This window comes from Pumilibacter intestinalis (genome assembly GCF_943193005.1).
Classification (GTDB): domain Bacteria; phylum Bacillota; class Clostridia; order Christensenellales; family Pumilibacteraceae; genus Pumilibacter; species Pumilibacter intestinalis.
Map to the genome: position 1 here is coordinate 45,329 of NZ_CALPCH010000006.1, position 26,236 is coordinate 71,564.

24 protein-coding genes and 1 pseudogene are annotated in these 26,236 nt (G+C 46.7%); 13 read left to right on the forward strand and 12 right to left on the reverse strand.

Features of this window, described 5'->3' with window-relative positions:
• Positions 1 to 5: 5 nt before the first annotated feature.
• Entirely contained in the window at positions 6 to 503 is a 498-nt protein-coding gene (locus tag NFR55_RS04205; RefSeq protein WP_251546623.1) for a methylated-DNA--[protein]-cysteine S-methyltransferase, read from the reverse strand.
• Positions 504 to 660: 157 nt separating this feature from the next.
• Between NFR55_RS04205 and NFR55_RS04210 the strand changes: the two genes are divergently transcribed.
• Complete coding sequence (locus NFR55_RS04210; RefSeq protein WP_251546625.1) at positions 661 to 1,545, forward strand: radical SAM protein; 885 nt, start codon at positions 661 to 663, stop codon at positions 1,543 to 1,545.
• A gap of 562 nt (positions 1,546 to 2,107) precedes the next feature.
• Here the strand turns inward: NFR55_RS04210 and tnpA are convergent.
• From tnpA to NFR55_RS04250, 8 genes and pseudogenes are all read right to left on the reverse strand, one after another.
• Positions 2,108 to 2,473: pseudogene (gene tnpA, locus NFR55_RS04215) on the reverse strand (IS200/IS605 family transposase); the annotation flags it as partial.
• A 557-nt stretch (positions 2,474 to 3,030) separates the two neighbouring features.
• Positions 3,031 to 4,332, reverse strand: a complete 1,302-nt coding sequence (locus NFR55_RS04220; RefSeq protein ID WP_251546627.1) for a glycoside hydrolase 5 family protein — start codon at positions 4,330 to 4,332, stop codon at positions 3,031 to 3,033.
• Positions 4,325 to 5,443, reverse strand: coding sequence for a hypothetical protein (locus NFR55_RS04225; RefSeq protein ID WP_251546629.1), 1,119 nt, complete (start codon positions 5,441 to 5,443; stop codon positions 4,325 to 4,327). Before NFR55_RS04225 ends, NFR55_RS04220 begins: the two co-directional genes overlap by 8 nt.
• A 17-nt stretch (positions 5,444 to 5,460) precedes the next feature.
• The gene (locus tag NFR55_RS04230; protein ID WP_251546631.1) at positions 5,461 to 6,660 is read right to left on the reverse strand and encodes a glycoside hydrolase 5 family protein; all 1,200 of its coding nucleotides are present in this window, start codon (positions 6,658 to 6,660) and stop codon (positions 5,461 to 5,463) included.
• Between the two features lie 3 nt (positions 6,661 to 6,663).
• Positions 6,664 to 8,292, reverse strand: a complete 1,629-nt coding sequence (locus NFR55_RS04235) for a type 2 periplasmic-binding domain-containing protein (protein WP_251546632.1) — start codon at positions 8,290 to 8,292, stop codon at positions 6,664 to 6,666.
• A 12-nt stretch (positions 8,293 to 8,304) separates the two neighbouring features.
• Entirely contained in the window at positions 8,305 to 9,174 is an 870-nt protein-coding gene (locus NFR55_RS04240) for a carbohydrate ABC transporter permease (RefSeq protein ID WP_251546634.1), read from the reverse strand.
• The gene (locus tag NFR55_RS04245; RefSeq protein WP_251546637.1) at positions 9,174 to 10,112 is read right to left on the reverse strand and encodes an ABC transporter permease; all 939 of its coding nucleotides are present in this window, start codon (positions 10,110 to 10,112) and stop codon (positions 9,174 to 9,176) included. Before NFR55_RS04245 ends, NFR55_RS04240 begins: the two co-directional genes overlap by 1 nt.
• A gap of 75 nt (positions 10,113 to 10,187) precedes the next feature.
• Positions 10,188 to 14,762, reverse strand: a complete 4,575-nt coding sequence (locus tag NFR55_RS04250) for a DUF5011 domain-containing protein (protein ID WP_251546639.1) — start codon at positions 14,760 to 14,762, stop codon at positions 10,188 to 10,190.
• Positions 14,763 to 14,948: 186 nt separating this feature from the next.
• Here NFR55_RS04250 and NFR55_RS04255 point away from each other — a divergent pair, with 186 nt between their 5' ends.
• Positions 14,949 to 15,746 carry an AraC family transcriptional regulator gene (locus NFR55_RS04255; RefSeq protein ID WP_251546641.1) on the forward strand — a complete coding sequence of 266 codons (798 nt, stop codon included), beginning with the start codon at positions 14,949 to 14,951 and terminating at the stop codon, positions 15,744 to 15,746.
• Between the two features lie 61 nt (positions 15,747 to 15,807).
• Here the strand turns inward: NFR55_RS04255 and NFR55_RS04260 are convergent, their stop codons facing one another.
• The 3 genes from NFR55_RS04260 to NFR55_RS04270 form a co-directional block, all read right to left on the reverse strand.
• Positions 15,808 to 17,100: a Gfo/Idh/MocA family protein gene (locus NFR55_RS04260; RefSeq protein WP_251546643.1), complete on the reverse strand. Its 1,293-nt coding sequence runs from the start codon at positions 17,098 to 17,100 to the stop codon at positions 15,808 to 15,810.
• Positions 17,101 to 17,464: 364 nt separating this feature from the next.
• Positions 17,465 to 18,694 (reverse strand): HipA domain-containing protein, encoded by a 1,230-nt coding sequence (locus tag NFR55_RS04265; protein ID WP_251546645.1) that lies wholly within the window; start codon positions 18,692 to 18,694, stop codon positions 17,465 to 17,467.
• 203 nt (positions 18,695 to 18,897) lie between these two features.
• Positions 18,898 to 19,485 (reverse strand): hypothetical protein, encoded by a 588-nt coding sequence (locus NFR55_RS04270; RefSeq protein ID WP_251546647.1) that lies wholly within the window; start codon positions 19,483 to 19,485, stop codon positions 18,898 to 18,900.
• A gap of 133 nt (positions 19,486 to 19,618) precedes the next feature.
• Here NFR55_RS04270 and NFR55_RS04275 point away from each other — a divergent pair, with 133 nt between their 5' ends.
• The 11 genes from NFR55_RS04275 to NFR55_RS04325 all read left to right on the forward strand — a co-directional run bounded on the left by NFR55_RS04275 (position 19,619) and on the right by NFR55_RS04325 (position 26,236).
• Positions 19,619 to 19,792 carry a hypothetical protein gene (locus NFR55_RS04275; protein ID WP_251546649.1) on the forward strand — a complete coding sequence of 58 codons (174 nt, stop codon included), beginning with the start codon at positions 19,619 to 19,621 and terminating at the stop codon, positions 19,790 to 19,792.
• 14 nt (positions 19,793 to 19,806) lie between these two features.
• Positions 19,807 to 20,010, forward strand: coding sequence for a hypothetical protein (locus NFR55_RS04280; RefSeq protein ID WP_251546651.1), 204 nt, complete (start codon positions 19,807 to 19,809; stop codon positions 20,008 to 20,010).
• On the forward strand, positions 20,011 to 21,054 hold the full coding sequence (locus NFR55_RS04285) for a phosphoadenosine phosphosulfate reductase domain-containing protein (protein ID WP_251546653.1): 1,044 nt from the start codon (positions 20,011 to 20,013) through the stop codon (positions 21,052 to 21,054).
• Between the two features lie 219 nt (positions 21,055 to 21,273).
• Positions 21,274 to 21,909, forward strand: coding sequence for a hypothetical protein (locus NFR55_RS04290; RefSeq protein WP_251546655.1), 636 nt, complete (start codon positions 21,274 to 21,276; stop codon positions 21,907 to 21,909).
• Complete coding sequence (locus tag NFR55_RS04295) at positions 21,899 to 22,300, forward strand: hypothetical protein (RefSeq protein ID WP_251546657.1); 402 nt, start codon at positions 21,899 to 21,901, stop codon at positions 22,298 to 22,300. The genes NFR55_RS04290 and NFR55_RS04295 overlap by 11 nt, the downstream gene beginning before the upstream one ends.
• Positions 22,294 to 23,025, forward strand: coding sequence for a DNA-methyltransferase (locus NFR55_RS04300; protein ID WP_251546659.1), 732 nt, complete (start codon positions 22,294 to 22,296; stop codon positions 23,023 to 23,025). Before NFR55_RS04295 ends, NFR55_RS04300 begins: the two co-directional genes overlap by 7 nt.
• Complete coding sequence (locus NFR55_RS04305) at positions 23,022 to 24,041, forward strand: radical SAM protein (protein WP_251546661.1); 1,020 nt, start codon at positions 23,022 to 23,024, stop codon at positions 24,039 to 24,041. The genes NFR55_RS04300 and NFR55_RS04305 overlap by 4 nt, the downstream gene beginning before the upstream one ends.
• Positions 24,028 to 24,729 (forward strand): DNA-methyltransferase, encoded by a 702-nt coding sequence (locus NFR55_RS04310; RefSeq protein WP_251546663.1) that lies wholly within the window; start codon positions 24,028 to 24,030, stop codon positions 24,727 to 24,729. Before NFR55_RS04305 ends, NFR55_RS04310 begins: the two co-directional genes overlap by 14 nt.
• Positions 24,726 to 25,319, forward strand: a complete 594-nt coding sequence (locus NFR55_RS04315) for a hypothetical protein (protein ID WP_251546665.1) — start codon at positions 24,726 to 24,728, stop codon at positions 25,317 to 25,319. Before NFR55_RS04310 ends, NFR55_RS04315 begins: the two co-directional genes overlap by 4 nt.
• Before the next feature lie 14 nt (positions 25,320 to 25,333).
• Positions 25,334 to 25,594, forward strand: coding sequence for a hypothetical protein (locus NFR55_RS04320; RefSeq protein ID WP_251546667.1), 261 nt, complete (start codon positions 25,334 to 25,336; stop codon positions 25,592 to 25,594).
• Positions 25,595 to 25,717: 123 nt separating this feature from the next.
• Complete coding sequence (locus tag NFR55_RS04325) at positions 25,718 to 26,236, forward strand: hypothetical protein (RefSeq protein WP_251546669.1); 519 nt, start codon at positions 25,718 to 25,720, stop codon at positions 26,234 to 26,236.

Here is a 26,236-nt window from a genome sequence, read left to right on the forward strand (position 1 = left end):
TGCCGCTATACGCGCACGCCCTCGCCTTTCAATAACGCGACTTTTTTGTCGACGCCGCCGGCATAGCCCGTTAAATCGCCGTTTGCGCCCAGCACTCTGTGGCACGGTATTATAACGGAAATGCTGTTGTGCCCCACCGCGCCGCCCACAGCCTGCGCCGATACTCTTTTGCCAGTTTCGCGCTCTATCCGCTCGGCGATTTTTCCGTACGTGGTAGTCTGCCCGTAAGGAACGGCAAGCATTATTTCCCAAACTCTTTTGCGAAACGGCGAAATTCCCGAAAAGCTCAACGGCGGCGTAAAATCGGGAGCTTTGCCAGAAAAGTAAATATCCAACCATTTTTCGGTCTGCTCGAACACGGGCAGGTCTTTTTCTTCTATTCGCCCCTGCATATTGCTCGCAAAGTATTTCTGCCCATCGAACCACAGTCCCGTCAGTTCTTCCCCGTTGCTCGCAAGAGTCATCTCGCCCATCGGCGAACCGTATCTTTTTACGTAAAACATGATTTTAATTATAACACGCCTACCCGCAACAGGGCAATTATTTTTATACGGCCCGCAATTTCGATTGCCATAAAATTTCGAAAACGCTATAATTATCGTAAATCAAAAAAATTTTCGTTTGCGGGTGTGCAAATAAACAACCCGATAGGTGCTGAAAATGGCGATTGTGAAAGAAAAACAAGTAAACGGCGTTATAACCAAATGCGACTTGCCCGCCTGCGAATATTCGGCAAACCCGTATACGGGTTGCGAGCACGCTTGCAAATACTGCTACGCTTGCTTTATGAAACGCTTTACGGGGCACGAAGAAAAGTGGGGCGACTTTGTAGACGTTAAGTTTTGGCAACCCATAAAAAAACCCGCAAAATACGCTGGCAAAGAACTGTTTATAGGCTCGGTAACCGACCCGTATCAACCTATCGAAGAAAAATACGGGCGTACTCGCGCACTGCTCGAGGAACTGCAAGGAAGCGGAGTCAAACTATCAATCTCCACAAAAAGCGACCTTATTTTGCGCGATTTGGACTTAATAAAAACCTTTCCCAACGCCCGCGTTTCATGGTCTATAAATACTTTGAACGAAAAGTTTCGAAGCGATATGGATAACGGCGCGAGCATTATTCGCCGTCTTGCCGCAATGAAAACATTTCACGACGCGGGCGTACACACCACTTGCTTTATCTCGCCCATATTCCCCGAAATAACCGACGTAAAAGCGATAGTAAAGCAAGTTAAAACACATTGCAATCTGATTTGGCTCGAAAATCTCAATTTGCGCGGCGCGTTCAAATCCGCCGTAATGGATTATATAGAAACAAACTACTCCGCGCTACTGCCGCTATACGCCGATGTTTACCGCAAAGGCAACGATACTTATTGGCAATTTCTCGACGAAGAATTGCAAATGTTCGCAAAAGAGCAAAACCTCGAATACAAAATAAACGACGACAAATTCACCCGTCCTTTCAACTCCCCGCCTGTAATGGTAAACTTTTTCTACCATAGCAAAATCAAAAAATCCGCCGCAAAATCAAAGATATGACGACTTATTTTTTGCAACGTACGCATAAAAATCATTTATAAAAATCGGTCTAATCGCCGCAAGACTTTTAGACCGATTGATTTGTGTTTAGCTGATAAAAATACTGCCGACAATTATGCAACTCATTTCCGAGCATAAATTTCAAGCGCTCTTTCGGTAATCTCGCTTTTACCCGTCGCATACCCGTTGGCTTTTTGGTATTCGTGCAGTTCTATCAGCACACCTGCATCATCGGGGAGCGCGATATTTTCGACTTCTTCGCCGTATAAAAAGCGCGCAAAATTGTAAAGTCCCAAAGCAAAAAACGGAAACTGTTTGGTAAATTTGTTTTCGCCGAATTCATTCGAGCGGCCGTTTCGTTGTCTTGTGCTTTATGTATGGAATAATGCACTGCGCCGCCCATACCTATGCCCGTTCCCAACGCTATGCCCGACAAATAAACCGTCTACCATAAAACAAAAAAAGTATCCCCACGCAAAGCGTGGGGTTTTTCACACTGCGGGCATAACCCTAGTCTACTAGCCACGTGCCAAGCACGTTGGTACGGTCTGGCACTCGCGACCTAATCCTTGCTACCCGTAAACGGGTCTGTCTTGTCCATGAATCCCAATTGCTCTCCCATTCGGTCATTCCTTAACTGGTTTTCTATGTATTCCTTTATTTTTACTGCATCTTTTCCTGCCGTGTCAACGTTATACCCCTTACACCAAAATTCTCTGTTCTTGTATTTGAATTTTTGGTCGCCCCATCTCTCGTATATCATCAGACTACTCTTCCCTTTGAGAAATCCCATAAAACTTGATACGCTCATTTTCGGCGGTATACTCACTAGCATATGTATGTGGTCGGGACACACTTCAGCTTGTATTATTTCCACATCTTTCCATTTACACAATTCTCGCAGTATTGCTCCGACTTCTAATCTCCTTGTGTTTCCGTTGCAGTTGCCAGACCGCAACATTATCTTAACACAAGGAGATTTTTTTGCATAGCTATAAGCTCTTTGGAACCCCGCCACTATGGCGGGGTTTTCGGTATACAAAAAAGACCTCGCGAAAAACGAGGTCGATAACTTACGCAATAATTTCAAGGAAGACAGTTACCCCAAACACAAAAAGGAAAGCGACACCGACGTTTTTCGCATTTTGACATTCAAAACAATATTACGCATAGCACGCCTCCTTTATTTAATCTTGTTTGTAAAAAGCACCTATCATATTGATAGTATAATGATAGTATCACATAAAATCGAAATTGTCAATCGTTATGTCAGTTATAAAAAACTTGAATTGCGAATTGTACTGTGCCGGATATTTTTCCGCATTTATTGTGTAAATTAAAATATCGTTCGGCGAAATTAAACTTAATAACGCGAAAATAGTATCGATTTTCCACAATAACACGCACACGGTGCGTTACTCAAAAAATCATTGCATAAAAATAACGCCCTACGTTTTTAGTCCGTTAGGCGTTATGCTTTTTATTTCATTTGTTCATATCGGTAAAAAGAGCGTTGTATTTTTTTATGATTTCGAGATACGCTTTCCCCTTACCCCACTTTTCGTTCCAACTGTACTCGATGCCGGAACCGCGATCCACGAAGTCGCCTTCCAAATTGTTCGTCAACGGATCGTAATTCCAGAATAAAATCAAAGGGTAATCGGTATCGTACGCCGCCTTGGCAATGCCCTCGATTGCCGACAAAGCATCTTCGTACGTCTGCTTCTCTTGCGAATCGGCATACAGCCAACCGGACTCACCCAAATAGCATGTTTTGCCCATGCGCTTCGATTCGTCTTTCATATACGTAAGATATTCCGTCCAAGTTTCGTATAGCTTAAACTGTTTGCCGTCCTCCCCCAAAAGATTGTACGGCTTTCCGTCTATCGTATTGAGTTTTTCGGGGAAATCTTTTATTTTCGCTCCGTCCGCATAGCGGTGCATACACATGGCGTCCATTCCGTCCGGATTCAGTTTCGACAAAATTTCACGGTGTTGCGCCAACGTATCCACGTCGAACGTATTATGGTACGTAGAATTATACGCATGATTGCGTAAACTTTGATCCCCGTTGCCGACAATTCTGTTGTACGAATCGTATTCCTTTACCGTCTCGGCAAAACGGGAATACAGCAGATTGACTTCGTTCAATCGCATGTCCTCCGTCTTTCTGTACCCGTCGGGCAATAATGTTTCCCACGCCAGTTCGTTGCCGAATTCCCATCCGTATATAGCGGGCGAATCTTTGTAACGCGTGACGACTTCTTTCACATAGTCGTGTCTAAACTGCGATGACTGACTGTTTTCGTCGCGCACAGACTCTCCCATAGGTTCCTCGAAGTAGTTGCTGATGTTATGCAAATCGCCGAAAAATTCCACGAGCAGACCAATGCCCACTTCTTCCGCTTTTTTCACGATTGTATCGAGCGTTTCATAATATCTCTCTTTGCGTTGGAAATACCAATCCCACTTAGCGGCGCCGAGCGAGCTCGGCGGCTCGCAGGAAAACCGAATCACCTTCACGTCGTATTCCGCCAATTTTTCCAAAGCCGCGCAAGGCACCTCGGTACTCCACTTGTTGCTGAAGCAATAATTGAACATACTGTAATAATTTACGCCCAACCCGTGAAACGGCTTGCCGTCATGATACATTTCGCCGTCTTCGAGATACAGCCCGAGATGCTCCGGTTTCGTCGTGTTACCGTTGTCTTTGTCACAGGCGCCGAAAGAAAACATCGATATCGCAGCCAAAACACAGCAAATAAGACGTTTAATCGTTCTATTCACGGTGACCTCCCTTGCGCACTCTAACAAGCGCTATCGACGAAGCGCACAATAGCAAGAGTACCGAACAAATCGCGCCGTCGAAACCCACAAAACCGCCGCATCCGCAACCTTTGTCGGAAGCGTCTTCTTCCGGCTGCGGCGCATTTCCGCCGTTTTCTTCGTTATCTTTGCCCGGCTCTATGGTAAAAGCGGAAATTCGAATCTTATATCCGTAATTTTCGAGACTCAGCGAAGTTTTGTCATGATGGGCAAACACGGCGATATACCCGTTTTTGTCCCTTTTATCCACATCGATTTCTTCCCCGAAAGACTCACCCTTAAACGGCATTTCATCTATTACCGTTAAAACTTTTACGTCATCGTACCACGCCTCTATCTTTACCGCTTCCTTTTCGTCACCGTTTTCAACGCTCAAATTGCCCCATTCCAAAACCACGCTGTGCTTGTTGCCGTCCCATATTTTATCGGTGGTTACCGGAACGTAAAAATCGGGAATTTTAGACTCGTATTCGTTGCCCGCACTGTTTACGAACGTTTCTTCGGTAGGTTCTACGGTCGACCATCGAGTAAAATCGTGCGAACCGCCGTACTTGTATCTGCGCAATGTGAGCCCCAGCTGTTTTACGCGGTTAGCCTCACCTCCCGACGTTTCGGTGTCGAAGCAAAGCATATACGGATACCCGCCCGGGACATCCCACGGAATACCTATCGAAGCGGACGGCGATTTTACTTCTATATTTTGCATAAAAAGCACGCCGAAAAAGCAGCTAACCAACCATTCGCTTCCCGCTTGGTAATCGTCTTTACTCACGCCCGGGCCGAAGTCCAATTGAAAATCGAAGGATATTTTACCCGAACCGTATTTGCGTTTGGTATACACGGCGCTATTTATTCCGCCTCCGCCGTTCTCCCCAACGCCTATTATCTCAATTTCACGCTCGTCGTTAAAGCCGGCAAATCCCGCGTTTTGCTGAAAAACCCAGTCCTTGGTAGAGGACAGCATATCCGTCGTCTCGCTCTCGGCAAAAGCGACGGAAGACGGGAACGCCGCGCGTATGCCTATAACCAAACCGAACGCAGCAACAAGCAGCCATAAAACTTTTCTTTTCATCTTCTTCTCCTTTATTTTTATAAATTTTGTTCTATCAATACGTTATATTTTTTAACGGAATCGAGCGTAGCCTTGCCTATCGGCCATCTTTCATTCCAACTTGCCGCCCAACCCGTGCCGCTCATATCCGTTTTGCTTTCGAGTTCGTCGGTATACGGATCGTAGTTCCAAAATATCGTGAGCGGGAAGCCCTCTCTAAACGCCGCTTCGGAAATGGCGTCTACCATAGCTTTGCACTCCGAGTAATCGAGACGCCTGTCGGCATCGTCATACGTAAAGCCCGTTTCACCGAGATAAGCTATTTTGCCCAGCGTTTTCGCCGTATCCGTTAAATACCTGAAAAACTCAGACCATGTTTTGTATACGATACCATTTTCATTTTCGTTTTCGTCAAAACGACAAATGGCGGTTTCGGGCATAATATTCGGCTCGTTCAATCTTTTGACGGTATTGGAATATTCATGCCAACTAACACCTTCCATGGGATAGAGATATCGCATCATTTCGAGTTGCTGATTGCGGGTGTCGCGTTGCCAACTGTCTTCTTTATAGGCGTGATACGCGCAAGGACGGAGTCCCGCATCGCCCGAACCGATAAACCGATTGTGTTTGTCATACTTTTTTACGGTCGCCACAAAACGTTTATACACGGCGACTATGTCATCGCACCCAAACAGCCTTTGTCCGTTCTTCCAAGCGCAAATAGGCAACTGCGCTTCGAGCATGATCTCGTTACCGTATTCCCACCCCCATATTGCGCGAGATTCGCCGTATCGCTCGATAAACTCTTTAACGTATGTATCCATGTAAGCGGCGGACTTACTATCGCACGAGCGAAAAGATTCTCCCACGTCCTCGCCGTAATAAGAAGGGATTACCCTTTCCGACCAAAAAAAGCTGCACAGCAACCCGAGCTGCAATTCTTCCGCTTTTGCAACGATTTTATCTAGGATATCGAACCACTGTTTTCTCCTATAGAAATAGTTCGAAAAAATCTCCGTATCGTAAGTAGCGTTAACAGGTACGCGCAATAGCCTTACGCCGTAGCTTGCAAGCGTTTCCATGCCTTTAAGCCCTACGCTTATATCGAAGTCATGACTGAGCGCATCGTAAAAAAGCCCTAGATAATTGACCCCTATGGTAGAATACGGCTTGCCGTCCTTTTTCAAAATTCCGTCTTCGGTATAAAGTCCTATCCTCGAATCGATTTCAACCATTGTTTACGCTCCTCCGTTTTTACGTGCTTGTATGATTTTATTGTAAGAATTTGTGTAGTAATCTATCAGCCCGACATACTTTCCGAACAAATTTTCGCGCATCGAAGCGAACAATCCGTCAAGCGTTTGCCCGTCCGGAATTTTGGCGTTGCTCCAGGCGTATTTTCTCACGCCTACGTATTCTTTACCGTGCGCTGTATCTATCCTAAGCAGATTTGTGTCGGAAGACGGTATGGCGGGCAACATAACGCCTTCGGAAACGTAACAATCCGGATAGGAAACATTGTTGCGTATCCTGTCTATCCACGTTTTTTGCTGCAAGGTGTAGTCGGCATACAGCCGCGACGACATGTTTACGCTCTCAATCAAGCAGTATATTCCCGAATACGGTTTTGCCGCCGCGAACTCCGCCTCTTTGCCCTGCGGATACTTCCAAGTGTCGTATGTCGTTCCGTTTATCGTAACGTCTTCGCCCTCGATCCAATGAGCGCCTTTAATGCCGTATTTTGCCAGCTCGTAATTTTCCCGAGAAGTATACAGCCAATTCATATATTTCATAAGCAGTTCGGTGTTTTGCGATTTATACGGAGATATCATACCCATAAAAGCATATTCGCGGCGCAGATTTCCTTTGGAAGTTTGCTCACCGTCCGCTTTTATTGGCGCCAACATAATGCAGTCCACTCCAATTTCGGACTTTAAGTTTTGCGCCATAGTGGCCTGTGAGGTAACTTCGGGCCATTCCACAAACACCGAACCTTTGCCGGACGCGAAATATTGCTTTAAGTCCACCGTGGTGGCACTCGGATTTTCTATCCATAACTCTTCCGTTTGCAACGTTCTTTCGAACTTCATAAGTTCGAGATAACCGGGAGCGGCATAGGAAGGAATGATTTTTCCGCTCTCGTCCGATACCATTTTGCCGTAACCGACCGATTCGAAACATTGCCCTATCACTTCGTCCACTTCCCAAGACATGCCGACGAGCGGACGCATCACCGTAGAATTGTTTGCTTTCAGTTGCGTAAGCAAGTCGTAAAACTCGGATATCGACAGCGTCTTGCAGTTCGGAGCGGCTATATCGTATTCGTCGGGATTGTAGTCGGTGTTCGCCATGTGATCTTTGCGTACAAGTATGCCCCAACCCGAAGTATATTCTTGCGAAGACAGTGCGTACAATCCGTCATTATAGTATCCCGCATAATAGGAAAGCCCATCGGGATCGTACTGCTCCGTGTTATGATACTTAAAAAATTCCGGCGCATATTTTTTGTATTCGTTTAAGTTAATTGCCGCATCATCCAAAATGTAGCCGTTGATAGGCGTATCGCCTCCGTAATGAAACACGAAACCGTCTAGTTGGACCGAAGCGCTCGCCATAGCCTGCCCCATTTTATTGCCCGCAACGCCGGTGCCCACCGCTTCTATCTGTAAATTAATCTTTTCGCCGGTATCCGCCTCGAACTTTTCTTCTATAGCCGCTCGCACTTCGCCGTCGTATGTCCCCAATCTGCCGTTATACTCTACATACACCACAATGGTGTTCGCGTCTGTTTTGCCGCCGCAACCCGCGAAACCGATGGCCGCAAGACACACGGCAAGCAAAATAACGATTATTTTTTTCACTTTCATACGTTCCTCCCGTTAACCTTTAACCGATCCCACCATCAATCCGTTGATGAAAAATTTCTGCAAAAACGGATATATACAAACTATGGGAAGCGTGGCGACAACCACTGTCGCCATTTTCATAGACACCGGCAGCGTTGCTGTACCGCCCGAACCGGAACCCTGCGTATTGTACTGTATATACTCACGCAAAATAACCGCTATGGGCATCATGTTTCTGTGCATACCGTCGAAATACAGCACCGACGCCGACCACTGATTCCAAAACCCTACGATAAAGTACAGTGATACTGTAGCCACTACCGGCAGAGCAAGCGGCAAATATATTTTGAGCATTATCAAAAAGTCGTTTGCTCCGTCCATTCGCGCCGATTCTTCGAGAGAATCGGGAATATTCGTAAAGTACGTTCGAACCAAAATACAGTACCATGGTGTAAGCGCACCCGGCACCACTATAGACCAATAGGTGTTCAACATATTTAATGCGGCAATCAATAAAAACGAGGGTATCAGTCCGCCCGAAAATAACATTGCAAACACGATAAGCCCGTTAAAAAACTTACGTCCCGCAAGCCGCTTTCTCGAAAGCGCATACGCCGCAAGCACGGTACAAAAAAGTCCTATTACGGTACCGAGCACTGTAATGACAACCGTATTGAAAAATGCCGTATAAATTTCCGATCCCTTCCCGAAAATCATTTTATACCCCTCAAGCGTAAGGCTTTCGGGGAACAGCGAATACCCTTTGTGATAATACGATTGGGTGCTCGTAAAGCTCATTACGAGAATGAGCACATACGGCAAAACGAAACATATCCCGAGAACGGAAAGAAACGAATAATTGAATACGGTAAACGCTTTTGCGGAACTGCTTCTTTTTCGCATCACATTATACCGTCCTGTCCGAGTTTTTTGGTGGTCAAATTCGCAACGACGATGAGTAGCAACGACACCAGACTCTGCACGAGACTCGCCGCAGTGCCGAGCGCATAGCTGCTTGCCGCGCCCGAATTGGCGAGTTTGTACACCCAAGTCGAGATTACGTTCGTAGTCTCTCCCAAAATATCGTTTTCGCCCACAAGTCCGTATATCTGTTCGAAGTCATCGGTAAAAATCTTACCTACCGACAGTATGAACACTATGGTTATAGTGGGCATTATGCCGGGAAGAGTGATGTGCCAAATTTGCTTCAATCTGTTCGCGCCGTCAAGTTCCGCCGCTTCGTACAGCTCGGAATCCACTGCGGTGACAGCCGCCAAAAACATGATGGAACTCCAGCCCATATTTTTCCACAAATGCGAAATCGTAAGTATTCCGTACCATTTGCCGGGTTCGGAATACCACGAGACCTTTTCCCCTCCGCATAAAACAATAAACCGATTGATAAGTCCCTCGTCCGTATCCAACAAAATCAATATCATGCCGGATACGATAATCCATGAAATAAAATTCGGCAGATACGATACGCATTGGATCGTGGATTTGAACAGCTTGTTTTTCACCTCGTTGATGAGAAGAGCGAAAACGATGGGTGCGCAAAAGCAAAGCACCAATTTGAGAAGGGAAATTTTGAGCGTATTGAGCACCATTTCCCAAATGAACCCGCCGTCGAATAAGGCTTTGAACCATAAGAACCCTACAAACGGCGATCCGAATATTCCCAACCTTGCCTTATAGTCCACGAACGCCAAGTAGTATCCTACCATCGGTCCGTAGGTAAACAGCAACAGAACCGCCATGCCGGGCAATAGCATCAAATATAGCCATACATTGTTTTTAAGCGTTATTCCCAGCTTTTTTAATTTGTTTTTTTTGATATTCAAGTATATCTCCTTGGCAAATGTGTCGGGGAATGACGGAAAGATAAAATTCTCTTTCCGTCATTCCCCCGTACGGTTTTATTCGACGGGCGTCGGTTGCGCTATCGTGCCGTCAAAATAAACTTCTTCGAGTTCGAATTTGCATGACGTATGGAAGATACCGAAGTTGAGCGGCGAATTCCACACATCCCAGTTCACGTTGCTACGCGAAGCGGCTACGTAAAAGGTGTATCCATCTTCCGTATTGTTATCCATATGCCAATCGGCATAACCGATCTTAACAAGCGTACCGTTGATGCGGATTTCCACTCCTGTGCCGAGGTAGGTACCGTTCGCGTCAAAGTCGTCGGCTACCCGTATCGTTAATATAACATTCGTATTCACCAAATTCTCATTCCACAAATCGCTTGCCGCATAAGAGATATCCGGATTTGCGTTACCGCTGAGATAAACGTGTATGCTGCCGCCGTCGAACGAAAATCTCGCATTCGCCGGCCAATCATAACCTGCCGTTGGATGTACGTCGGCTATTCCACGCAGCCCTACGGCAATATATCCGAATGCGGTCATACGGAATTTTACGCTTAAGGTGTAGTCATACAGGTTTTCAGTCAAATAAACGGGATGTTCCGTTCCCGACCATACGCCGTCGGCATTGGCACCGCCTCCTGTTTTGTTGGCAGCGTCCGTCACAACGTTGCCGTTGCTAAGCCCCGTAACGATAACGTTTTTAACGCCGAGCACCGTATCGTGATACAAGTATTCAATCGTAAAATTTTGACGCACGTTGTGCTTATAAACAGCGTATTCGGTTGCCGTCAGAGTTTTGGTGTAGTTTCCGTAATGCAGTTTCACGGCGATTTCGGACGACTTGTCTCCTCCTTCGACCGTACAGGTGAATGGAATGTCTATCGTGGAATTTATCGCTCTCTCCACCGTATCCGCACTCGCGTCGGCGCCCGTAAACGCAAACACAGGAGCGCCCGTAAGCTTGGTAACCGTCACTTGCACCGTCTCTACCGTCGCATCGTCCAAGGTATAAACGAGCGTATACGTGCCCGCCGCAGTAAACGTATGCGTACCCGATACCGAAACGCCATCTATCTTAACCGTCGCGTTTTTCACTTGCATACCGAAAATTTTCGTATAAGCGGGAATCGAGAACGCAACCGAATCTTTGTCCGTGTCTATATCGAGCGCGTATGTTTTTGACGCGACTATATCCGTTTTGATTACCGGCGTTACAAGCGTGCCGTTTTCGTCATGGATATACATGGAATTGATGCGGGTATCCTTGCCAAACCCTCTGTTATCGAATTGCTTGCCGTAGATAGGCGAAGGCTCCCAGCCGCCCAAAGCCGCAATTTGCGACATAAGCAACGTATCCGAGCCGATTTGAACGCCGTCAAGCCACAGCGTAACGGTAACGGAAACTATCTTTCCCCCGTCGGCGTTATTCACCACCTTGTAGCAAACCATATGGTCGCCTACCGTTTCGAACGACTTCGGCAAACCGTACTGTTTCATCGCTTGATCCTTACTGTTGACTATGCAAACGGTACCGCCGTAAATGCGATAAGCCAACCCGTTGGGATATACCGAATAGTCGGTCTTTTCGATACGCTCCATACTGCCGCGGATTGGCAAATACAGCATGTCGAATCCGCCAATGTGCGAGATATGCATAGTTACGGTGTTTTCCCAGAGAAGTTCTCCCGTGTAGAATATCTTGTATTTGTCGCCCTCGTCGAACGCAAACGTCGCAATATCGGTTTCGCCGAGTCCCGAGGTATTCGTCACGGCGTACTCGTCTATTTTCTGTCCCGAAATATAAGCGGTTACCGTATAGTTTATAGGCAATACCGGCTTATATGCGGCAAGATTTTCGCCGATAAGGTTTTCCACCGTATAACCGTTCGCGTAAGTTATCTTGTATGAAAATCCGCTCGTCTCGATTTCACCGAGTAGCTTGACGGACGAGATAACCGGCAATTCGCTTGCCGTAGCCGTTTGCGTCACGATGCCGGTTGTGGTCCCCGACCAAACCGGATCGGACACGGCGGCTTTCACGCTCACGCTTGCCGTATAATAAACGATACCTTCATGCGACCACTCTATGCGCAAGCCTTCCATATGCTCAACGCCTATCGTCATCTTCGTAGCGTCCGCATCGATAAGCTCTCCTACCGCAGAGTTGCCTATATACAGCGTGCGCGTAAGCGCTTGCGGTTCACCGTCGAACAACAGTTCCACCTCGGGGAAAACATATTCTTCGAGGATTGATACTTCTCGCACGTCGTCGCCCGTCACGTTGACGGTGCGCACCACGTATTTGCCGTCGATAGACAACCACTTGACGATATTGTCTCTACCCGTCTGCTTGTCGCCGCAATAGGTGGTCACTTTCAACCAACCCGCTTTCATCAGATTTTTATAGCTCTCCGACAAAGCAAGACGCGACCGAACCGCGAGATTTCCGTCGGCATCTTTGACTTCGGCCCACGTCCAAGGCAAATCCGCGCTACCCACGCGCTTTCCGTCCAACCAAAGCATAATGCAACAATAGTCGAGGCTTCCGTCCGCTTTGCACACGTCGATTACTTGATATTCAAGCAAAACGTCTTTATCGTAAAAAGCGTTGCGCAGATTTTCGAACGAAAGCTTTGCCAACATTGTCGTGCCATGTCCCGCCACCCGAACAGTCAAATGATCATGCGGATCTATGAGGATACTCAATCCTTTCGGCCATTCATTCGCAAACGCAGACGTCGGAACATTGCCGAGCGATTCGCCTCCGCGCATATTGATTATTGTAAGGTAAGAACCGTCCCAAATACCGCCGATGGTACTAACGTCTTCGGTGCTGGCAATCGTCCAATCCAACAGCATACTGACCTTTTCACCGTAAATCATTTGCCCCGTATATGCGAAACCGCCTTCGCCGCTTTGGAGCCGAAGCTCATTGGATTGCAAGACTGCGGTACCGCTTTGTATAAAAGCGTCGGGGTTCGCCGTGAGCTGGTTTCCCTTATTTTCTTCCGGAGAAGCCACGGCAAGAGTAAGCGTTACGGTCTTCTCCTTATTCGTCAGATCCGATACCGAATATATAACTTTGTAGGTACCCGCCGCATAGGGAGTGAATTCGCCGCCGGCGCTCGCTTGATAGTTCATCGGTCCAGTAATTTCTACCGAAAGCCGCGAAGTCAAATCTTTGCCGTTGGCATCCTCGCAAGTCGTCACCGCGGGAAGCGTAAGAGCCGTCATCGCCGTGCCCTCAATGATATCTCCGTCATCATATCCGTCTACCGTCAACGTCGGCAGCGCTTCCGTAGGTGCATCGGCGCATAAAATTTCAAACGTTTTGACCGCTATGTTTCCGTAATCGTCGACAACATAGTATTTAAGCGTATATTCGCCGGACTCCGTAAACGTGTACGAACCGTCGATTTTTGTAGCTTCGCCTGCAGCGTTCAGAATAAACATCTCCACTTTGTCGGATATATCCTTGCCGAACGTACCGTCTTTCGCCGTGGCGATAGGGAAACTCGTCGCTTGATTGATGTATAATGTACTTACAGGTTCATCCACACGCAAAACGGGTTTCTCTATTTGTGCCTTTGCATCTACCGTAAACGCCTTTAGCAACAATGCGTCGTTGGCGTCGGACGTATTATTGCGCGTTCCCATAATGCCGAACCAACCGCAAAAGTTTTCTTTGATAAAGAGATTTTCGTCGTATGCTCCTTCGGTAAACTCGTTTGTATACAAAACTTCCACCAACGAAGTAGCCGACGAAACGGGAGAGTCTATCCAAAGCGAATAAGTCACCTTTGTTGCCGTGACGTCGAATTTCGCGGAAATCGTGTGGTCTCTTCCATCCAACAAATTTCTTCCGAGCTCTTTGACGCGCAAACCGTTGCGTACATATACTTTATTTTGTACGATTTCCAAAATGCACGGATAGTTCGTGTCGGAAAGCAACGTAGGTCTCTCCGCAACGTAGCCAGGCGTAAGTCCGAATGCCATGTACCAGGGTGACACGCCGCCGTCCGCGTATGTTGCGTTAAACGCAAACGAAACAATGCTGCCCGCGGCAATCTTTTCTCCCGAATACGCTACGGCGGGATTTCTTTCGACTGCTTCGCCTGCACTAAGAGCGCCTATCGCCAAATAGCCGTCTTGATTGAACGCGGCGTTTCTCGTAATCCAATTTTCTCGCTCGGCTATCGCGTTCATTCCGGTATTGAGTACGTTGACTTTTATCGTCTTTTTCGCGCTTTTGTTCGCGGAATTGACAACGGAGTACGTCACCGCATAAGCGCCGGCAACATCGGGCTTCCAATTCGCGTCCGTTAAGGCAATGCCGTCGCCTTCGGCGGGATACACTATAACGTCGTTTAACCAAACGCTCACACGGATACCGCTTGTAAGATCGCCGTCTTTACCATCCGTAGCGGTAGCCGAAGGAAATTCCATTTCAGCGCCTATGGGAATTGTCACCGTGTCCTCGCTCACTGTGATTTTAGGCGTAAATGTTTCGTCTAAGTTCCCCCCCCCGTTTGTCTCGGGGTTGCCGCCGCATGCCGCCATGCACATAACCGCGGCCATTAGCAATACCGTGATTGCCATGCTCCATTTGAAATTTTTACTCATCAACGTTCCTCCTCAAAGTTTTCGATTTGTTGCCGTTTTTATTTTGAGCATTGAATCATATTATAATTGTAACACATCAAAATACCGTTTTCTCGTCAAAAACATATAGATAATTGACAAAAATTACGATATTATTGACATCCGAAGCTTTTTATGCTATACTTAAAAAAATCTTTCGAGGACTTTATGCAAACCGAACAATACGAAAAAATATGGGATTTCGAACTCTGCCCCATCGTGTCTTTGCATGCCATCGAAAGCGAACCGCATTTTCACAGCGCGATTGAAATACTCATCGGGCGGAAAGGCGCATTGCGCGCGCTCATAAATCAAACGGAATATTTCGTCCGTCCGGGCGATATCCTCGTAACAAATTCTTATGACGTACACGGCTACACGTTTTGCGGCGAAGAATCGCCCGTCGTAAACGTCGTTATTTTTCCGCTCGACTATGTGGACTATTTTTTCAAACTGCGCAAAAACAGGAAATTCGCCATGCACGTTTTACGCGACGACGCTATCTACAAAAACGCCACCGAGTTACTCGACATGTTCGACATAGCCAGAACAACGAAAAAACCGTCGCTTGCCAAATGTCTCGGTCTTGCGCTCTTCGAAATGATAGCCGTAAATATTCCTCTCACGCAAAATAAGGACGAACAGGCTGACCTTATAAAAGATATTTTGCACTATTTATACGCAAATTACCGCGAGGATATCTCGCTCTCCGCACTTTCCAAAAAATACGGTTATTCTCCCAACTACTTTTCAGCGCTATTCCACTCCTATCTTAATATAAATCTAAACGAGTTCGTCAATCGCTTAAGGTTGAACGAAATAATAAAGCAAGTCCACAACGGCGCCGATCTCATTACCGCCGTTTTCGACGCCGGTTTCAACTCTCTGCGAACATTTTATCGCGCTTTCCATAAAAAATTCGACATGACGCCCAAAGAGTACTTTCGGCAATCGCAACATACGTGATAAAAGGGCGTACAACAGCCGAAGCTATTGTACGCCCTTTGCATATCGTTTGTTTGCTTTCTCACTCGACAAACTTCACCACCGTGCCTTTTTGCATCGCCTCGTCCGCACGGTATACCAACACGTGACCGTTTATCGAATCTTCTATCGATGTATACGATACGGACGGCGTTTTGCCCGCAAGCACGTCGCAAAAATCAGCCATCAATCCTTTATCTCCGCCGAAATGACCGCCCGTCTCTCCGTAAAGCTCGCAGAAATCGAATTTTTGCTCGGTATACGCTGATGTTTTGCGATCGTAATTACGCAGAAACAGTATGCCGTCATCCGCTCTGCCCTCTATCTCCCCTCTTGTGCCCGATATCCATATACTGCGTCCCGGTTTGGCGCAACCGAGAACCATCGTGTGCACCGCCGTAGAACTGTTGGCGAATTTTATGCTCACTACTTGATGATCCACTATATCCCCGCCCGCCTTAAACGCGCACACGCCGTGCGGGTTATATGTTTTGAGCGAATCGATTTTTTCCTCGTCAGATATTTCACGATAGTCCTTTCCCGTGCACTGCCATGGATACCATGGCAAAAGGCAGTTGTTCAAATACATGGGCGTCACATCGAAAATACAGTTACGGCGCACTTCTTCCGAGCAATCCGTAAGGCAACGCGTGCCCGCGCCATCCGGCGCGTTTTCCGGCGTGATAAAATCCCGGCCGCCGAAACTCGACACCTCGTCGGGAACGGTGGAATTATTCAGCCAACACAATAAATCGAGATCATGACAACATTTTGCAAGCAACAGCGACGAGCCGCACTCACTCTCTTTACGCCACTTTCCGCGTATGTATGACATGGAAGAATGGGCATATCCCACCCGCTCGCTCGTCTGTATACTAATCGGCTTTCCTATCGCGCCGGCGAGTATCGTTTCTTTGATTTTTCGGTAAAAAGGCGCAAAACGAAGTACGTGACATGTCATGAGAATACAGCCGTGTTCGTCCGCGATTCGCTTTATTTCCATTAAATCCGCTTCATTATTTACAATCGGTTTTTCAAGAAGCATGTGATAACCTTGTTCCAAAAAAGGAATAGCAGTCTGCTTGTGGTATTGATCCATAGTGCCGTTTATTACGCAATCGGCTATCTTTCCCATTGCCAAAAGCTCATCTTGACCGGTAAAACACATTTTTGCCGGCACACCGAAATGCTCCCGCATATATTTCAATCTGTTTTCGTCGGGATCCACCGCCGCAACTACTTTTATTTTTTTTAGCGAAAATACGCCCTCTTCCGCATAAACGCATGCTCTGTCCCCGCAACCTACGACTACTGCGGTTATTGCTCCTATTTTCATAAACGCCTCCGATATATAAAGAGTATATCATGTTTTTCGCATGTTTTCTTGCCATCTTTTTAATTTTATGTGCCACATATTACGTTTTTCGCAAAATAGTAAGTTTTACGGTATTTCAAGTTCGTGTTTTACACGTTATTAGGTAAACGGCAAGTGAGGTTATTCACTTATTCGCCCAAAACCGTTATAAGGAGAAATTCAACAATGGATTTAATTCAAACCAAAGTCTACTTTAACGGCAGTCATTACATAGCCATATAAAAGAAAACACCCAATCAAACACAAAAGGTTCGACTGGGTGGGGCTTGTAAAGCGACTACGAAAAAGATATTTTGCGATTTTTCGTGGTGTCTTGAACTCAAATTTATTGCTTATGAATATAGTCTGCCGCTATATTCTTGTCCACGTCGTCATCTGTGGTCAACTTTATCAGGGCATGTGACTGCGCAATACTTTGTAACACTTCCACGCGCCTAGCCACCGATTCGGCTATGGCTTCTATACGTTTCTCTCCCACGCGCTCTTTTGCTCGCTCGGCGGAGAATGCACTTTTTACAATATCTTTTATGTCGGATAGCTTTCCGAAGTCTATCCAACCGAAATCCGATACCAGCTTCACCTGTTCATCGTGGTGCTTCTTAAACGGCTTACAATCTATTCCGCTCGACACGCTTATTTGCGACGCGAGCTTATCATAACCGAGCGAACTGCCGCTGTCGAATATAGGCGCAAAGCCAAGCCATTCAAGCGTTTCGGCGTTACGCAACAATCCGAAATTATTCAAATGTCTGTCCTCGTTAGCTATAATGTAATCGAGTACAATCATCCTATCAAGCATAGGCACGACGTCAGGCGCGCCGAGCAATTTACAACAGTACACGAAATGCCCGTACACCGACATACTGTTGCTCTTTTTCTGCGTTTGCATAATGCGCCATGCGCTGACGAGTTCGGTATCTTTTGTAACAAAATCCTCGCAAACGCTGTACGGCTCGTCTCCGTCCCAAATCACCATATACGGCACGTGCGGAATATTCAGCCGTTCCATGATTTCAGATGCAATCACTTCGTTGAACGGTTGCTGAACAAACGGATTGCTTCCGCCTTTAATGAGGCAACGCTTTCCATTGATGATTTTCCACCGCTTTTTAAGGCAACCATCCGAAGTGTTATCCGGCGAGGAGAAGTCGAATCCATCCGTCTTTTTCGTTCTGCCGAACAACGCGTCGCCTATATCGTCCGAAAAAGGATTGTCAAAAAAGTTGACGTCATCCCACTCAATTTGCGCTCTCTCGGGGCGAATCCAATATTGGTCGGACAGGCTCAACCCGAAGCACCGCGTAAGCAGTAGCTTGGTATCCGCTACATTTAAGGTTTCCAACGCCTGTCTCACACCGCTTCGACTTGCGGGTATTGCTCTGTCCGTCCACCATTCGTTGAGTGAGGCTCTATCCACAACGCCGCCGCGCACGGAAATACCGACAGGCAAATGTTGCGGCGCATATACTTTTTGTATCTTTTGTATCGTGCCGGTTGCATCATCTAATGTAATGTCGGCAACGGCAATCCTCTTATGCAACAACGTACATTGCATCGGTACTCCTCCTTTTTCTTGAAATTTGCTTTTTCATTATACCACAAACAAAGCGTCTGCGTCAATGCTTAATAAACAAAAATGCCGCAATCGAATTTTCGACAAATTGCGACATTTTCCGTTGTAAACCGGCTACAAAAAAGATATTTTGCAATTTTTCAAGAGGAGTTGAACTAAAATCCATAATTACAATAGAATTCTGCTTATACTATCAAATCTTTAATTTTGCTTGCTTTTATAGATTTTAATTGCACATTTAATAACGGATTCTCGTCACCTAAAAGTTTTTTAAGCTCTAACGGATATTCTTGATAAGCTACAATTTCTTTAATATCTTGAACAATATATGTTTTTACTATATTAGGAAAAGCCATATATATTTCTAAATCTATATGCCATAAATCAACGGGACTAGTAATGTATAATATTCCAAAGCTTGTACTATGATTTTGCGTTTTATCGACACGCAACTCAAATAACTCAGTCTCTAATCTTTCTGTTGGAAAATGAACCGTTCCTTTTCTAATACATTCTTCAAATGGCTCACTACCAGCTCTCTTTTTCCCACTAATATTTTTTAATTCAACTCGATTAAACTCACAATCATCTAAGCTATATGTCGGTACATAATATCCAGAACTCTTCTTCAAAGTATCTATTTCCAACTCATAAATATCTTGATTGCCATAATCACTGTCTTGATAATAGACAACTTGAACATTCAAATTCTCAATATCCACTAATGCCGTTATCGTAACAAAAATAGAATTAGGATATACTGAATATTCCAATTTCAAATCATTTTTGCTAATTTACAATAGGTTTGTTAAAAAAACAAGCCTATTTTTGTTTTATTCGGGTTTTTACCCTTGCAAAGTGGGTTTGTTGCAACAAACCCACTTTTATTTTTTAGGAGGTACACCTATGACCGAAGCAACCACGACCGCAAAAATCAAGCAGGAACGCGTCCCCGTAACGGCGTTTATCGGGAAAGATACCCGCGACGCATTGTTGCGTATAGCCGCCGAAAAAGACTTGACATTAAGCGATATTTTGCGGGCGGCGTGCAACGAGTACGCAAAGAAAAACAACGATTAAAAGGAAGGCGCAAAATGAACAATCAAATCAAAAACCCGTTATTAGCGTTTGGCACACCCGCAAAGGTCGTTATTAACGGGACGCAAGCAACGCACCCGCAACTCATTGAAGCGTACACAAAGGTAATTGCAGAAAACCCCGAACACATACGCGCGATTGCTTTTAGTATTATTAACGGCGTTGTAAAAATCTACATCAAAACGACGGTGGAGGCATAAATGACCGCACACGACGAAATTAAAAACCTTGCCGAATTAGAAGCCTTTTTCAAATGTGAGCGACATTTATTTTTACATCGCAAAGTTATGGTGTCTATAAGCGGCGGGTCGGATAGCGACATAATACTTGATTTAATACTGCGCGTGATTGCCGCCCGGTACAATGACTATACTTGCGAATTGCATTTTGTATTTTTCGATACGGGCATAGAGTACGAAGCGACAAAACGGCACTTGCTTTATTTAGAGCAAAAATACAACATCACTATTGAACGTCGCCGCGCGGTAACGCCCGTCCCGAACGGTTGCAGAAAATACGGCGTGCCGTTTTTGAGTAAATACGCAAGCGAAATGATTAACCGCCTACAAAAGCACAATTTTGATTTTTCGCAAGGCGACCGCCCGTTCGACGAACTACTCGCGGCATATCCGCAATGCAAAGGCGCGTTGCGTTGGTGGTGCAGTATCAACGGCGAAAAGTCAGCGTATAGCATAACGCGGTTTTATATGTTGCGCGAGTTTATGATTGAAAACCCGCCCGACTTCCTTATATCTTGCGAATGTTGCAACGGTGCAAAAAAGAACAACGCAAAAAAGTATGAACGCGAGAACAATATCGACCTCAACGTGTTAGGCTTGCGCAAGGCTGAAGGCGGCGTGCGGACGGTTGCAATCGGGACGTGCTTTACCGAAGGGGTCGGTTATCGCATAGACACATATCGCCCGATATGGTGGTTTACAGATAAAGACAAAACCGCATACGAAACGACGCACAATATCACGCACTCCGACTGTTATACAAAATACGGCTTGCGCCGCACAGGTTGCGCGGGTTGCCCGTTCGGGAGCGACTTTGAAAACGAATTAAACATCATACAACAACACGAGCCGAAACTATATAAAGCGGTTTGCGCGATATTCGGCAAAAGTTACGAATACACGCGCAAATATCGGGAATTTGTAAAAAAGCACAAAACAGGCACACCCGACAATCAAATGAATTTATTTGACATATTCGACGGAGGCGAAAATGGACTTGCTTAACGAACTACAAAAGCGCGTCCGCAAATGCGGCGACGACGTAAATGCAATTATCGAAATATCAAACGAAATGCACAAATACGATTGCCGCGTTTGCCCGCGCAATATGTATCAAGACGAATTATCAAAAACAATATGCCCCGCACATCGCGGCAAACCGTGTCGGCGTGATTTTGCGGTATGTTGGCGGGCTTATTTTAAGAAAAAAGCGGAGGCGGAAAAATGAAACATTGTTGTATATGCGGTCAACTTTTTGAAGGTTACGGAAACAACCCCGCGCCCGTCGAAACACGCGGCGAATGTTGCGACGATTGCAATATAAACATCGTCGTCCCCCGCCGCTTGCTTGACGCGAAAAAAGCGCAGATACTGACGGCGGCGGACTCGCTTACATCAACGCCGTTGCAACGTGCGGAAAGCGCAAAATTAAACGCACTCATCGGCAAGGTGGTTGAAATCGAATACACCGACGGCGACATCGAAGTCGGCATTTTACACAAAGACACGCCCGCAATAAAGTACCAAAACCCCGACGGCGACAATACGACGATATGCGGATATTGGCTCGACCGTATCAACGGCGAATTGCACTTCAAAAAGACGCACGTTAAAACCATACGACCGACGGAAGCGGCGCATACATCGCAGGAAAGCAAGCAATTAAACGAACTTTGCGGCAAGTCGGTATTTATCAAGTTTAATGACGGCTCGGTGGCGGCGGGTTTTTTGCATAAGCAAACAATAATAACCGACAATAATGCGCCGATAATTCGCTATTGCCTTGTAACGCCTATTCGCAACATCGTTTTCTTTAATTCGGACATCAAGTCGATACGGGAGGAGCGTTATGGAAATTAAAAAGTGTAAATTTTGCGGTGCGCCTATCGTATGGCTCAAAACACAAAACGGTCGCGCTATGCCGTGCGACGCGGACGCGGTCAAGTATCAAGAAAATTACAAGGGCAAGGACGTTATCGTTTTATCGGACGGCAAGGTTATAAAGGCAACCGTCGTCAACCCGAACGGCGGCGGGCTTGCACCTATTGTCGACGGCGAAGGTTACATATCGCATTTTGCAACGTGTACGCACGCGGACGAAGCGCGGCAACCGCGCCGCACGGAGTCCCCCACTTCCGCCCCGCCCGAACAAAAGCCCGCCCCGACCTATCCCGACCCAGACGCGGGCGATTATTACGCCGATTTATACACTATGGCGGAAGCGGCAAGCAAGGAGCGGCGCAAATGGTAACGGGCGGCGGCGCATACATCGCAAACGGCTTGTATAACGCCGATTGCATAACGGCAATGCGCACAATGCCGAACGAGTGCGTCGATATGGTTTTAACCGACCCGCCGTACAACATCAATTTTGTACCGCAACGTACCGCCGAGCGCGGCGCAATACTTAACGACAATTTATCGGTGGCGGACTTTGATAAATTACTCGGCGACTACTTTACGGAATGTTACCGCTTATTAAAACCCGATACCTTCCTTGTATCGTTTATGTCTTGGGCGACGATACCCGCGTTTGAAAAGGCGATACGGGCGGCGGGTTTTCAAATCAAGTCAATGCCGATATGGGTCAAAAATAACTTCGGTATCGGGTATTACACCCGCCCGCAATACGAGCCGATGTACCTTGCAATCAAGGGCAACCCCGCCCCGCCCGAAACGGCAATATCGGACGTACTGAATTACGCCCGCGTCGTCAAGCAAGTACACACTTGCGAAAAGCCCATACCGCTATTGCAACGGCTTATAACGACGTTTTCGCACGAAGGCGACGTTGTATTCGACGGGTTTGCGGGGGGGGTACAACCGCTATTGCCGCCCGCAAATTGCGGCGTAAATATATTTGTTTTGAACTCGATAAAAACTACTTCGATATTGCGACATCGCGTATCGAAAACGAATTTGCGCAAGCGTCGTTTTTATACGATTAACGGACGCGGCGAAAGGAGGCAAATGTGAAAATTGGTATATACGACGTTGACAGTCATAACTTCCCAAATTTGGCACTTATGAAAATATCCGCGTGGCACAAACAAAACGGCGACGATGTGGAGCGCGTTATGCCGCTTTACAAATACGACCGAATATATGCGAGTAAAGTTTTCGGCGACGAATACACGACCGTCAAAAATCTTTGCTTACAATCGGACGATGTACGGCTCGGCGGTACGGGTTTTGCAATCACAGTCGAAAACGGCAAAGAAGTTTACCACAAAGAAAAAGACGGCGACCTTCCGTATGAAATTGAGCATATATACCCCGACTACTCGCTTTACCCCGAATTAACCAAAAACACCGCTTACGGGTTTTTGACGCGGGGTTGCCCGAATAATTGCGGGTTTTGTATAGTGAGCAAAAAAGAAGGCTTGCAGTCGCGCAAAGTTGCCGACTTGTCGGAATTTTGGCGGGGGCAAAAATACATAAAACTTTTAGACGCAAACATACTCGCTTGCCGCGACCGTATCGAACTATTAAAACAACTCGCCGACAGCGGCGCAAAGGTTGATATTACGCAGGGACTCGACGCACGGTTTATTACCGACGAAATCGCCGACTTACTCATAAAAATAAAAACCGACTGTTTTCACTTTGCTTTTGATTTTATGAAAAACGAAACCGCTATTGTGCGCGGTTTACAGACGTTCAAAAAGGTATGCAAAAAACATATTAGCCGCTTAACGGTTTATATGCTTACGAATTACGACACCACGATTGACGAGGACTTGTACCGCGTCAAGGTAATAGAAAGTTGCGGATATACGCCCGATGTACGCATATATCGAAAGCCGTCCGCGCCGCAAATACTCAAAGACTTGCAACGGTGGTGTAACAATCGGTACATACACGGCTCTTGCGACTTTATGAACTATGTGCCGCGCAAAAAAGACGGACGCACCATACGCGAATTGTACTTTGCGGGGGGGGCAATAAATGACCCTCGACCGCAATCACGTTTACAATATGAATTGCCTTGACGGTATTCGGCAAATGATTGCGCAGGATATGCGCGTCGATTGCGTCATAACCGACCCGCCGTATTTGATAGACTACAAAACCCACAGGCGGCAAGACAAGCAACATAAATTTTGCAAGGCAATTCAAGGCGATACCGACCCACAGTTGATTATTGACCTCGTCCCCCTTTTATTCGATGTAATGAAAGATAATACCCCGCTTTATATGTTTTGCGGGTGCGACAAAGTCGATTTTTTCAAACAGCAAGTCGAGCGATACTTCACTATAAAAAACCTTATTATATGGGATAAAGGCAATCACACGGCGGGCGACCTTGACGCGCAGTACGGCAAGCGGTACGAAATAATCATTTACGCAAACAAAGGACGCGCCCCGTTTAACCCCGAAATGCCCCGATACGACGATATATGGAAATACAACAAAGTTACGGGCGAAAAGCAAATACACCAAAACCAAAAGCCGACCGACCTACTATCCCGCATTATTCGGCAACACACGCGCGAAGGCGACTTGATATTGGACGCGTTCGCGGGAAGTTGCTCGACGGCGGTTGCGGCGTATCGGTTGCAACGTGATTATATCGCGTTTGAAATATCGCCGACCGAATACGCCGACGGCACGCAATGGCTTGACTCGGTACGGTCGCAAGTATCAATTTTCGATTTAATTAAAGGAGGCACAATATGAACAATCAAACCACAACCACACAACAAACAGCGACGATACGGTACGCCGCACCCCGCCCCGTCAACATCGGCGACGTATTCTATCGCGTCGAACGCGGCGAAGCGCAACACTTCCGCGAGCCTTGCCGTGTGTGCGGCGACAAACGCAAATTAACGGTAAACGGCGTTACGTTTAATTGCCCTTGTTGTGATATGGAAAAAACGACGATTAGCGTTGCACCATACGTCGTCCGCCGCTATCGCGTAAACGTAATTAAAGAGGAGGCTCTCGACGGCGAGTGGAAACTCGGCGACCGTTATGTGCATTTTCGCTTTTATCGCAAAGTCGGACGCGGCTATGCGTCGGGATATTGGAGCAGAAACGGCGGCTCGTTTGAAATGCGGTCGGACGACTTCGAGCGTTGTTACAATGCACCATACAACGACAAACTCGAAAAATGCAACGGCGTTTATGACGATTATAAACTCGCGGTAAAAATTGCCGAACAATACACCGCCCGCGAATTACAACGCTTGCAGGAATACAACGAGAAATTCGGCACAACATACGTCGCGGAATTTAAGGACGAACACGACCCGAAATCGAATTGACGGAGGCGGCAACAATGGCAAAATACGGTTACAAGAAAACAAAAAACGGGTTTTCGTTTTACGGCGACCTTCAAGAATGTATAAACGCCGCAAAGCGCCGGCTCGAAAACTTACACAAAAACACCGCTTATATTGTGCGCGTTTACGACGAAGCAAGAAGCAGACGCGACGCGCATTTTAAGGCGATAGAAACCGCAACGGACTTTATCGAAGTTGCGACCGAACATCTTAAAAAACAGGCGGCGGAAAATGAAGCAAACAAAACCGACGAATAAAAAGAAATCGAAACCCGCACCAAAACCGCAGCCCGACTATTGCTTGACGTGCCGCGTACCCGTCGGCAAATGTAAAGGGAATTGCACCAAACAACAACAAAAATTAAACGGAGGTATATAGAAATGACAAACAACCCGCTCAACGGGTATCAACCCGAATACGCCGACGCAATCGCGGACGCGCAGGAGCACAACATCGAACACGCGAAAGCGTCGCAGGGCGGCGGCTCGCCCGACTCCCCCATTTTGCCGACGTGCCGCTTTTGCGGGCGGCAGATACTCCCCGTCGACAAATACGCCGACGCGGAAGCGGCGAACGAAGCGGCAACGCGACAATGCGATTGCCCGCAAACCCGCGAATATCAAGCGGAACTCGAACGGGCGGAAAAGCGCGAAAAGAACATCAACAAATTGCGCAAAGCCCTTGACGATGTATCGGCTTACTTTACGAAAGAGCGCGGGGTCGAATACACCGACGCGCTTTACAATCTTTTATTTAATTGCGGCGTTGCCGTAATCGACGCGCAGGTCGAAAAAGCAAACTTAAACTTCGGGCGCGTGAAGGTCGCAATATCCACGAACAGCAAGGGCGCAATCGTAATCGCGCTTGCGTATTCCGACGGTTTTCGCGTGGAGGTTTGA

Excerpts from the sequence above, each read along its gene's own strand:
- NFR55_RS04310 (WP_251546663.1), top strand. The coding sequence starts at position 24,028 with ATGAATTGCCTTGACGGTATTCGGCAAATGATTGCGCAGGATATGCGC.
- NFR55_RS04315 (WP_251546665.1), top strand. The coding sequence starts at position 24,726 with ATGAACAATCAAACCACAACCACACAACAAACAGCGACGATACGGTAC.
- NFR55_RS04225 (WP_251546629.1), bottom strand. The coding sequence starts at position 5,443 with ATGAAAAGAAAAGTTTTATGGCTGCTTGTTGCTGCGTTCGGTTTGGTT.
- NFR55_RS04260 (WP_251546643.1), bottom strand. The coding sequence starts at position 17,100 with ATGAAAATAGGAGCAATAACCGCAGTAGTCGTAGGTTGCGGGGACAGA.
- NFR55_RS04255 (WP_251546641.1), top strand. The coding sequence starts at position 14,949 with ATGCAAACCGAACAATACGAAAAAATATGGGATTTCGAACTCTGCCCC.
- NFR55_RS04285 (WP_251546653.1), top strand. The coding sequence starts at position 20,011 with ATGACCGCACACGACGAAATTAAAAACCTTGCCGAATTAGAAGCCTTT.
- NFR55_RS04230 (WP_251546631.1), bottom strand. The coding sequence starts at position 6,660 with ATGGTTGAAATCGATTCGAGGATAGGACTTTATACCGAAGACGGAATT.
- NFR55_RS04235 (WP_251546632.1), bottom strand. The coding sequence starts at position 8,292 with ATGAAAGTGAAAAAAATAATCGTTATTTTGCTTGCCGTGTGTCTTGCG.
- NFR55_RS04250 (WP_251546639.1), bottom strand. The coding sequence starts at position 14,762 with ATGAGTAAAAATTTCAAATGGAGCATGGCAATCACGGTATTGCTAATG.
- NFR55_RS04290 (WP_251546655.1), top strand. The coding sequence starts at position 21,274 with ATGAAACATTGTTGTATATGCGGTCAACTTTTTGAAGGTTACGGAAAC.
- NFR55_RS04240 (WP_251546634.1), bottom strand. The coding sequence starts at position 9,174 with ATGCGAAAAAGAAGCAGTTCCGCAAAAGCGTTTACCGTATTCAATTAT.
- NFR55_RS04265 (WP_251546645.1), bottom strand. The coding sequence starts at position 18,694 with ATGCAATGTACGTTGTTGCATAAGAGGATTGCCGTTGCCGACATTACA.
- NFR55_RS04295 (WP_251546657.1), top strand. The coding sequence starts at position 21,899 with ATGGAAATTAAAAAGTGTAAATTTTGCGGTGCGCCTATCGTATGGCTC.
- NFR55_RS04300 (WP_251546659.1), top strand. The coding sequence starts at position 22,294 with ATGGTAACGGGCGGCGGCGCATACATCGCAAACGGCTTGTATAACGCC.
- NFR55_RS04275 (WP_251546649.1), top strand. The coding sequence starts at position 19,619 with ATGACCGAAGCAACCACGACCGCAAAAATCAAGCAGGAACGCGTCCCC.
- NFR55_RS04320 (WP_251546667.1), top strand. The coding sequence starts at position 25,334 with ATGGCAAAATACGGTTACAAGAAAACAAAAAACGGGTTTTCGTTTTAC.
- NFR55_RS04325 (WP_251546669.1), top strand. The coding sequence starts at position 25,718 with ATGACAAACAACCCGCTCAACGGGTATCAACCCGAATACGCCGACGCA.
- NFR55_RS04205 (WP_251546623.1), bottom strand. The coding sequence starts at position 503 with ATGTTTTACGTAAAAAGATACGGTTCGCCGATGGGCGAGATGACTCTT.
- NFR55_RS04280 (WP_251546651.1), top strand. The coding sequence starts at position 19,807 with ATGAACAATCAAATCAAAAACCCGTTATTAGCGTTTGGCACACCCGCA.
- NFR55_RS04210 (WP_251546625.1), top strand. The coding sequence starts at position 661 with ATGGCGATTGTGAAAGAAAAACAAGTAAACGGCGTTATAACCAAATGC.